General features: G+C 69.7%; 8 protein-coding genes. 5 read left to right on the top strand and 3 right to left on the bottom strand.

The window, feature by feature from the left end; translation table 11 throughout:
- Nucleotides 1-237 precede the first annotated feature (237 nt).
- Nucleotides 238-633 (bottom strand): STAS/SEC14 domain-containing protein, encoded by a 396-nt coding sequence (locus MKK52_RS22670; protein ID WP_243958029.1) that lies wholly within the window; start codon nt 631-633, stop codon nt 238-240.
- 45 nt (nt 634-678) lie between these two features.
- Entirely contained in the window at nt 679-924 is a 246-nt protein-coding gene (locus tag MKK52_RS22665; protein WP_243958027.1) for a hypothetical protein, read from the bottom strand.
- 202 nt (nt 925-1,126) lie between these two features.
- On the opposite strand from MKK52_RS22665, the gene MKK52_RS22660 reads away from it, so the two are divergent.
- Nucleotides 1,127-1,492, top strand: coding sequence for a c-type cytochrome (locus MKK52_RS22660; RefSeq protein ID WP_243958018.1), 366 nt, complete (start codon nt 1,127-1,129; stop codon nt 1,490-1,492).
- A 66-nt stretch (nt 1,493-1,558) separates the two neighbouring features.
- Here MKK52_RS22660 and MKK52_RS22655 read toward each other — a convergent pair whose 3' ends face one another.
- Nucleotides 1,559-3,247, bottom strand: a complete 1,689-nt coding sequence (locus tag MKK52_RS22655; protein WP_409564725.1) for a methyl-accepting chemotaxis protein — start codon at nt 3,245-3,247, stop codon at nt 1,559-1,561.
- A 192-nt stretch (nt 3,248-3,439) separates the two neighbouring features.
- Between MKK52_RS22655 and MKK52_RS22650 the strand changes: the two genes are divergently transcribed.
- The 4 genes from MKK52_RS22650 to MKK52_RS22635 all read left to right on the top strand — a co-directional run bounded on the left by MKK52_RS22650 (nt 3,440) and on the right by MKK52_RS22635 (nt 8,102).
- Nucleotides 3,440-4,684 (top strand): MFS transporter, encoded by a 1,245-nt coding sequence (locus MKK52_RS22650; protein WP_243958014.1) that lies wholly within the window; start codon nt 3,440-3,442, stop codon nt 4,682-4,684.
- 53 nt (nt 4,685-4,737) lie between these two features.
- A complete protein-coding gene (locus MKK52_RS22645) occupies nt 4,738-5,640 on the top strand; it encodes a LysR family transcriptional regulator (protein ID WP_243958012.1) in 903 nt (300 codons plus the stop codon).
- Nucleotides 5,641-5,868: 228 nt separating this feature from the next.
- Nucleotides 5,869-7,368, top strand: coding sequence for an NCS1 family nucleobase:cation symporter-1 (locus MKK52_RS22640; RefSeq protein WP_243958010.1), 1,500 nt, complete (start codon nt 5,869-5,871; stop codon nt 7,366-7,368).
- Between the two features lie 14 nt (nt 7,369-7,382).
- The gene (locus tag MKK52_RS22635; RefSeq protein WP_243958008.1) at nt 7,383-8,102 is read left to right on the top strand and encodes an aspartate/glutamate racemase family protein; all 720 of its coding nucleotides are present in this window, start codon (nt 7,383-7,385) and stop codon (nt 8,100-8,102) included.
- Nucleotides 8,103-8,132: the final 30 nt, after the last annotated feature.

Here is an 8,132-nt window from a genome sequence, read left to right as displayed (position 1 = left end):
AGTACGGTGTCCAGAACGGCCGGGTGCTCGACACCCAGAAGTTCAACTACACCGCCGCCCAGGTGAACTCGGGTATCCCGGTGAAGACCATCACCAGCACCGACGTCTTCCAGGCGCGCTTCCGCGTCCAGCGCGACTTCTGATCACCAATTGCGATCGGGGTTCTCCAAAGTCCCGATCGTGATGTCCCCGTGCAAAAGGGATAGAGACTGCCCGGCCCCCGTGCCGGGCATTTTTTTACGCGTGGCCCGCCTCGGCGAGATAGGCCCAGGCCGAGGCTTCGTCCTTGAGGTCGAAGGTCTTCGTCTCAACCGGCAGGACCAGCCCGGAGAGCTTGATCATCGCCTCCGCGAAGGCCGGTGCGCCGACGACGACGTAGTGCCGGATATGGGCGACCGAGCGCGCCTTCACGCTGTTGGCGTAGCCGTCGAACTTCGTGCCGAAATCCGAACCCTCGTAGTTCGACATGATGAGGAGCATGTCGATCTTGTCGTGCGTCTGCATGGCCCGATCCGTCACTGCCGACATCCATTCGATGTCCGCCTTGGTGATCGTGTCCTTGATCTCGAAGGCCACGAGATCGGGGCGCGGCGCGTCCCGCTGGATGACCGAGCCGTCCGGTGCTGCGTTCATGTCTCTCTCCCAGTCACGACCGTCGTCGTACCACCTGCGGCCGAATCAGCGCTCGGCGCGCAGGCTGCGGATGAACTTCCGGGCGATCTCCCGCACGGCCTCGTCGTCGCGCGCCTCGCCCTCGGACTTGTCCCAGAGATGCCTGAGGCTCCCGTCGAGCTCGTCCAGCAGCTCCGGATGGCGCTGCGCCAGGAAGCGGATCGTGCCGAAGAGCAGGTGCTCCACGGCCATCTCGCGCCGACGGGCGTCGGCGACCTGATCCAGGGGGGCGGGCGAAGGCTGATCTGTCATCAGCCCCCAACGGGATACGCCGGGGTTGGTTCGATCACGGCGCGACATGCGACGTTTTGGGAAAGGCGGCGCGGCCGGGCGGGATTAAGCCCGGCGAGCGCCCGTTCACTCCTCGGCACGCACACCGTCCCGTCGCCGCTGTCACTCACCGCTGTCGGCCGGCGAGGAGGGGTGTGGCCCATCAACAAACACGAGGAAAACGATGCGTTCACTTGCGTTCGGCGCCATCCTGGTCGCCCTCACCGGCCTGTCGGCCCAAGCCCAGGACGCCGGCGATGTCGCGGCCGGTGAGAAGGCGTTCGCGCCCTGCAAGGCGTGCCACAACTTCCAGAAGAACGGCGTCGGCCCGGACCTGAAGGGCGTCGTCGGCCGCAAGGCGGGCACCTACGAGGGCTACAACTACTCGGCCGCCCTCAAGAACTCGGGCCTGACCTGGGACGAGGCCAACCTGCGCGAGTGGCTGAAGAACCCGAAGGCCAAGGTGCCCGGCAACAAGATGATCTTCCAGGGCATCGCGGACGACAAGAAGCTGACGGACCTGATCGCCTACCTCAAGTCCCAGTCGTAACGGCGCCCGCGCGTGCGACGGCCGAGGCGGGTTGCCATCGCGATCCGCCTCGGCTCGGTTTGCGCCTCAGGCCGCCCGCACCGAGGCCAGGAACCGGCCCATCTCGCCGGCCAACTCCTCCGATTGGCGCGACAGGGCGGAGGCCGCCCCGAGCACCTGGCTCGCCGCCGCGCCGGTATGTTCCGCCGCGCTCGCCACGCCGGCGATGTTGCCGGTCACCTCGCCCGTGCCGGCGGCGGCCTGGGTCACGTTGCGCACGATCTCCTGCGTGGCCGCGCCCTGCTGCTCCACGGCGGCGGCGATCGAGGTCGAGGTCGCGCTGATGTCGCGGATCCGCTGGGTGATGCTGGCGATGGCCGCGACCGCTTGGCCCGTCGAGCCCTGGATCCGCCCGATCTGGACCGAGATGTCCTGCGTCGCCCGGGCGGTCTGCCCGGCGAGCTCCTTCACCTCGGCGGCGACGACCGCGAAGCCCTTCCCCGCCTCCCCGGCCCGCGCCGCCTCGATGGTCGCGTTGAGTGCGAGCAGGTTGGTCTGGCCGGCAATGGAGGAGATCAGCCCCACCACGTCGCCGATCCGCTCGACGGTCTCGCTCAGTTCGTGGACCAGCACGCCGGTCCGGTCGGCATCGGTCACGGCCTGTCGTGCGATGGTCGCGGAGCCATCGACCTGCCGGCCGATCTCCTGGACGGAGGAGCCCAGTTCCTCGGCCGCCGCCGCGACGGTGTTGACGTTGCTCGCGGCCACCTCGGCCGCCGAGGCCACGGCCGAGGATTGCGCGGCGGTCTCGGCGGCGGTGCCGCTCATCGCGCCCGCCGTCTCCTGCAATTCCGTGGCGGAGGCCGAGACCGTCGCGATGATCCCGCCCATCGCGGATTCGAAGCGGTCGGCCAGCTGGCGCATGCCGATCTTGCGCTGTTCCTCGGCGGCGAGACGCGCCTGCGCCGTCTCCTCCTCCAGGTGGCGCATCCGGATGAGCCCGTCCTTGAAGACCCGGATCGCCTCGGCGATCGTGCCGATCTCGGTGGTGGCGCGGTAGGCGGGGATGCGCGCGTCGAGGTCGCCCGCCGCCAGAGCGGTCATGGGGCGGACCACCGAGGCGATGCCGCGGCCGATCCCGCGCACGATCACGATGGCGAGGCCCGCGCAGACGAGGAGGCCGCAGGCCAGCACGCCGAAGACCACCTGCCGCACCTGGGCATAGTCCTCGTCCGACTGGACGCGTGACGCCTCCGCCCCCCGGACGTTGAACGCCACGAGGTCCTGGATCGCCTGCGTCGCCGCGATCTGCAATTCGTTCAGCTTGCCGCCGAGGGTTTCGATGGCCTGGGCCTGCTCGCCGTCGCGGGCGAGCGCCATCACGGGCTCAACCTCGCGGTGATAGGCCGTCCAGGCCGCCTTGAGCTTCTCGAAGGCCTGCCGCTCCTCCGCCGAGTCGACGAGGCCGTCGTACTGGCCGATCAGCTTCTGGATCTTCACGCCGAGATTACCGACCAGGGCGTCCATCTTCAGCCGCGTGCCCATGCCGTCGGCCGTGACCTGCCGGAAGCTGGCGATGGTGTAGCGGGCGAGCGTCGCGTTGATTTCGCCGGCCTTCTGCTCGCTCGGCAGCCAGTTCGTGTTCACCCGCACGAGTTGCGCGTTGATGGACGCGGTCGCCGTGAGGGCGACGCAGCCCATGCCCAACAGGAGCAGGGCGACGACGCTGAATGCAGCGATAAACTGCGTGCGAATGGAGAAGCGTTGCATACGCAGAGGTATCCTGACGACCTCCGCACGATGCGGGGTCGGTTCTGGCGTTCCGCAGCGTCGTACAAACAGATTAAAGACTGATCACAACTTCGGGACCGCATGAACAGAGGCGGTGTCTCGGACGCCACGGCAAGCACTGCCGGTTCGGCGACGGGGCGATGGAGAAACCTGCTTATGCGCCGAGGGCCGCCGAGTTTGCAGTCGTCGCGCTGGCGGCTCGGCCTGTTCACGCTCCTCTACCTCTATCAGGGGCTGGTGGCGGGGTTCGCCCTGACAGCGCTGGCGAACCATTTCGCGGCGGCCGGCGCCACCACGGCGGAGGTCGGCCGCCATCTCGCCCTCGTCGGCCTGCCCTGGGTGTTGCAGCCGCTGCTCTGGGGGCCGGTGATCGACCGCGCCACGCCCCATCGCATGGGGCCGCGCCGCTTCTGGCTCGTGCTGTCCCTGGCCGTCGCGCAGGTCTGCCTCGCGGGCCTCCTTCTCCTCGGGGCGGAGCCGGGGCTCACGGCGGTGAGCGCCGTCCTGTTCCTCCACAGCCTCGCCGCCTCCCTCGCCGATACCGCCACCGACCGCATGATCGCCGGCACCGTGCCGGCCGACGAGTTGGGACGCACCAGCGCGGGCACGCGCGCGGGCTTCGTGATCGGCAGCGCGGCCGGCGCCGCGATCTTCGCGTGGCTTCTCACGACCGTCGGCTTTCCCGGCGCGGCCGGGGCCCTCCTCGCCCTGACCCTGCCGCTGGCGCTGATGCCGATCCTCGTGCGCGAGACTCCGGACGACCAGCTCCTGTCGCTGCGCCGGGACGCCCCAGCGCGGGGGGCGGAGCGGGGGCGGCTCGATGAGTCCTTTCGCTTCGCGCGCGGGCTCCTGGCGTCGTTCCGGGGGCGCGACGCGGCGATCCTGCTGGCGATGTGCTTCGCCATCGATTTCGGGCTGGCGCTGTTCCAGGTGCCGTTCGCCGTCGCCCTGGTGCAGGTCCATGGCTGGGACGCGGACGACCTCTCCCGCCTCCAGGCCGGGCTCGCGCTGCTCGGCGGGACGATCGGCGCGGCGGGCCTCGGCGCCGCCGTCGACCGGATCGGGCCGCACCGGGCCCTGCGCGGCCTCCTCGTCGCCTGCGCGGTGGCGTTCGGGGGCGCGGGGGCGCTGATCGGGGCCGGGTGGGAGCCCGTGGCGGGGCCCGTCATCCTGGGGCTCGCCAGCGTCGTGCCGGCCCTCCTCTACGTCGCGCTGCTGCCGACCGTGCTGCTGGCGAGCCGCACGGGACAGGCCTCGGCGACGCAGTTCCAGGTCTACATGGCGGCGATGAACTTCGGCGACGTGGCCGGCTCGGCGCTGGCAGGCCCCTTCGCCGCCGGGGTCGGCTCGACGCTCACCGCCGCCGCCGTCGCGGCGCTGTTCCTCGCCTGCGCCGTCCGTGGCGTCCCTGCGCGCACGTAGACGCCAAACCCCGTCTGTGGTCTCATCCATTCGCGTTTCATCTGGCTTGGGTCATGGAGCTTCGGCATCTCCGGTATTTCACCGCCGTGGCGGAGCACCTGAGCTTCACGGCGGCCGCCAACGCCCTTGGCGTCTCTCAGCCGCCCCTGAGCCAGCAGATCCGCGATCTCGAACTCGAAATCGGCGTGAACCTGTTCGAGCGGACGAGCCGGCGGGTGGCCCTGACGGCGGCGGGAGAGGATTTCCTGCGCAATGCCAGGGCGATCCTCGTCCAGGCGGCCGACGCCGTGGACCGGGCGCGCACCATCGGCACCGGCACCGCCGGCATCCTCAACATCGGCATGACGAGTTCGGTGCTGGTCGGCCCCCTCGGCTCCCTGATCCGCGCCTTCGAGGAACGCCACCGGGGCGTCGACGTGCGCATCCACGAGATGTCGCCGGGCGATCAGATCGCGGCATTGAAGGCGCACCGCACCGACCTCAGCTTCCTGCGCAGCCCGCCCGACGATCCCGACCTGACCGGCGAGGTCGCATGGCGGGAAGGGCTCTGCGTCGCCCTGCCGGTGGGGCATCCCCGCGCCTCGGGGCGCAGCGTCCCGGTGGAGATCTTCCGCACCGAGCGGCTGATCTCCCTGCGCCTCGACAGCTCGCGCTTCGCGGAGGAGATCCACCGAGCCTGCGTCGCGCGGGGCTTCACCCCAGTCATCTCGCAGCAGGTGCGCGAGGCCTCGTCGCTCGTCAGCCTCGTCGCCGCCGGGTTCGGGCTCGCCATCATCCCGGAATTCGTCGGGCGCCTGAACCATCCCGGCGTCATCGTCCTGCCCTTCGATCCGCCGTTCCTGTCGGCGGATGTCCACGCCCTGCACCATCGGCGGAAAAGCCCGGTGGTGGACACCTTCCTCGCCCTGCTCCGCGCGGAGGCCCCAGACCTGGCCGCGCGCTTCCAGGGCGCATGACCCTTCCGCCAAACCTATCAATCGAGCCGAACAACATATTGGACCAAGGCTCGATGGCCGGCTTATCATCGTCTGGGACGGGGGATCACGCCATGGTCCCCCGCCGTCCCGTCCGGGATCGCCGACGCTTCTTCCAAGGCTCGACACGGGGCCGGTGAGGCTTCACGCGGCGCGGCGCACACGAGAAGGCCCGGCAACAGGGCTGCCCCACCACCAGGGAGACACGCGATGTACGCACACGTGGAAGCGGCCGGGATCAGCGCCGCCGTGTCGGACGGGCCGGAAACCGTCGTCATCAAGCCGGGCTACGATCCCGACCTCGTCAACGAGGACCTTGCGCCGCTGCGCAAGCAGACCTGGGGCACCTACAACATCTTCGCCTTCTGGATGTCCGACGTGCACAGCGTCGGCGGCTACGTCACCGCCGGGAGCCTGTTCTCCCTCGGCCTCGTGAGCTGGCAGGTGCTGATCGCCCTCCTCGTCGGCATCGTGATCGTGCAGTTCTTCTGCAACCTCGTCGCCAAGCCGAGCCAAGTCACCGGCACCCCCTATCCCGTGATCTGCCGCGCCTCCTTCGGCGTGATGGGCGCCAACATCCCGGCGATCATCCGGGGGCTGATTGCGGTGGCGTGGTACGGCATCCAGACCTACCTCGCCTCGGCGGCGCTCACGGTGGTCGCCCTGCGCTTCTACCCCGAGCTGATGCCCTACGCGGACGTGGCGCGATACGGCTTCGCGGGCCTTTCGGCTTTGGGCTGGTCCGCCTTCATGACCCTCTGGGTGCTGCAGGCGCTGGTGTTCTGGCGCGGGATGGAGGCGATCCGCGTCTTCATCGATTGGGCGGGGCCGGCGGTCTACGTCGTCATGATCGCGCTCGCCGCCTACCTCGTCGCCAAGGCCGGCTTCGACCGGATCGGCCTGAACCTCGGCGCCGTGAAGTACACCGGCTGGGACGCGCTGCCGGTGATGATCAACGCCGTCGCGCTGGTCGTGTCCTACTTCTCCGGCCCGATGCTGAACTTCGGCGACTTCTCCCGCTACGGGTCGAGCTTCGCGGCGGTGAAGAAGGGCAATTTCTGGGGCCTGCCGGTGAACTTCCTCGGCTTCTCGCTCCTCACCGTCATCACCGCCTCGGCCACCGTCCCGGTCTTCGGCCACCTCATCACCGATCCGGTCGAGACGGTGAGCCGCATCGACAGCACCTTCGCCGTGGTGCTCGGCGCCCTCACCTTCATGACGGCGACGATCGGCATCAACATCGTCGCGAATTTCGTCTCGCCGGCCTTCGACTTCTCGAACGTCTCGCCGCGCCGCATCTCCTGGCGGATGGGCGGGATGATCGCGGCCGTGGCCTCGATCTTCATCACGCCGTGGAACCTCTACAACAATCCGGCGGTGATCCATTACACGCTGGACGTGCTCGGTGCCTTCATCGGCCCGCTGTTCGGCATCCTGATCGCCGACTTCTACCTCGTGAAGAAGGAACAGGTCGTCATCGACGATCTCTACACGATGAACCCCGCCGGCACGTACTGGTACCGGAACGGTTACAACCGCGCGGCGATCGCGGCGATCGTGCCCTCGGCCTTGATCCCGGTGCTCTGCGTGATCCTGCCCGGCCTGGAGAGCGTCGCGAACTTCACGTGGTTCATCGGCTGCGGCCTGGGCTTCGTGCTCTACGCCCTCATCATGCGGCGCCGCCCGGCGTCGGTTGCGCGCCCCGCCTGAGAGACGAGACCCCGATGCGGATCCTCCTGCTCAACCCGAACACCAGCGTCTCGGTCACCACCCTGGTGGCCGACCGGGTCGCGGCGGTGGCGGGCGACGCGGCGACCTTCGTGCCGGTGACGGCCCGCTTCGGCGCCGCCTATATCGCGAGCCGCGCGGCCCTGGCCATCGCCGGACACGCGGCCCTCGACGCCTTCGCGGAGCATGCGGCGGGGTGCGATGCGGTCTTCATCGCCTGCTTCGGCGATCCCGGCCTCCTCGCCCTGCGCGAGATCTCGCCGGTGCCGGTGGTGGGGATGCTCGAAGCCTCCTGCCTCGAAGCGCGGCACGGCGCGGGCCGCTACGGCATCGTCACGGGCGGTGCCCTGTGGAAGCCGATGCTGGAGGAGATCGTCGCCGGGTTCGGGCTCGGCGACGGCCTCGCCGGCATCCGCACGGTGGAGCGCACCGGCGGGGAGATCGCGAGGGACCCGGACGGGGCCCTGGCGGCCCTCGCGGCGGCCTGCCGCGACTGCGCGGAGAAGGATGGCGCCGAGGCGGTCATCCTCGGCGGCGCGGCCCTGGCCGGCTTGGCGTCCCGGCTGCAGCCGCAGGTGCCGGTGCCGGTCCTGTGCTCGGTGGAGGCGGGCGTGCGGGCCTGCCTCGCGGTGGCGCGCGCGCCCTACGCCCGCCCGGCCCCCGTCACCATGGAGACCGTCCATCTCGCTCCGGCGCTCAGTACGCTGCTCGGCTAGGCCGTCATCCCAAGATATTTGATGTCCCGA

It is taken from the genome of Methylobacterium sp. J-067, from assembly GCF_022829465.1.
Lineage (GTDB): Bacteria > Pseudomonadota > Alphaproteobacteria > Rhizobiales > Beijerinckiaceae > Methylobacterium > Methylobacterium litchii.
This window is presented reverse-complemented; position numbering and strand designations above follow the sequence as displayed.

Coding starts and splice junctions, on each gene's coding strand:
- MKK52_RS22670 (WP_243958029.1), bottom strand. CDS start 633: ATGAACGCAGCACCGGACGGCTCGGTCATCCAGCGGGACGCGCCGCGC.
- MKK52_RS22665 (WP_243958027.1), bottom strand. CDS start 924: ATGACAGATCAGCCTTCGCCCGCCCCCCTGGATCAGGTCGCCGACGCC.
- MKK52_RS22660 (WP_243958018.1), top strand. CDS start 1,127: ATGCGTTCACTTGCGTTCGGCGCCATCCTGGTCGCCCTCACCGGCCTG.
- MKK52_RS22645 (WP_243958012.1), top strand. CDS start 4,738: ATGGAGCTTCGGCATCTCCGGTATTTCACCGCCGTGGCGGAGCACCTG.
- MKK52_RS22640 (WP_243958010.1), top strand. CDS start 5,869: ATGTACGCACACGTGGAAGCGGCCGGGATCAGCGCCGCCGTGTCGGAC.
- MKK52_RS22635 (WP_243958008.1), top strand. CDS start 7,383: ATGCGGATCCTCCTGCTCAACCCGAACACCAGCGTCTCGGTCACCACC.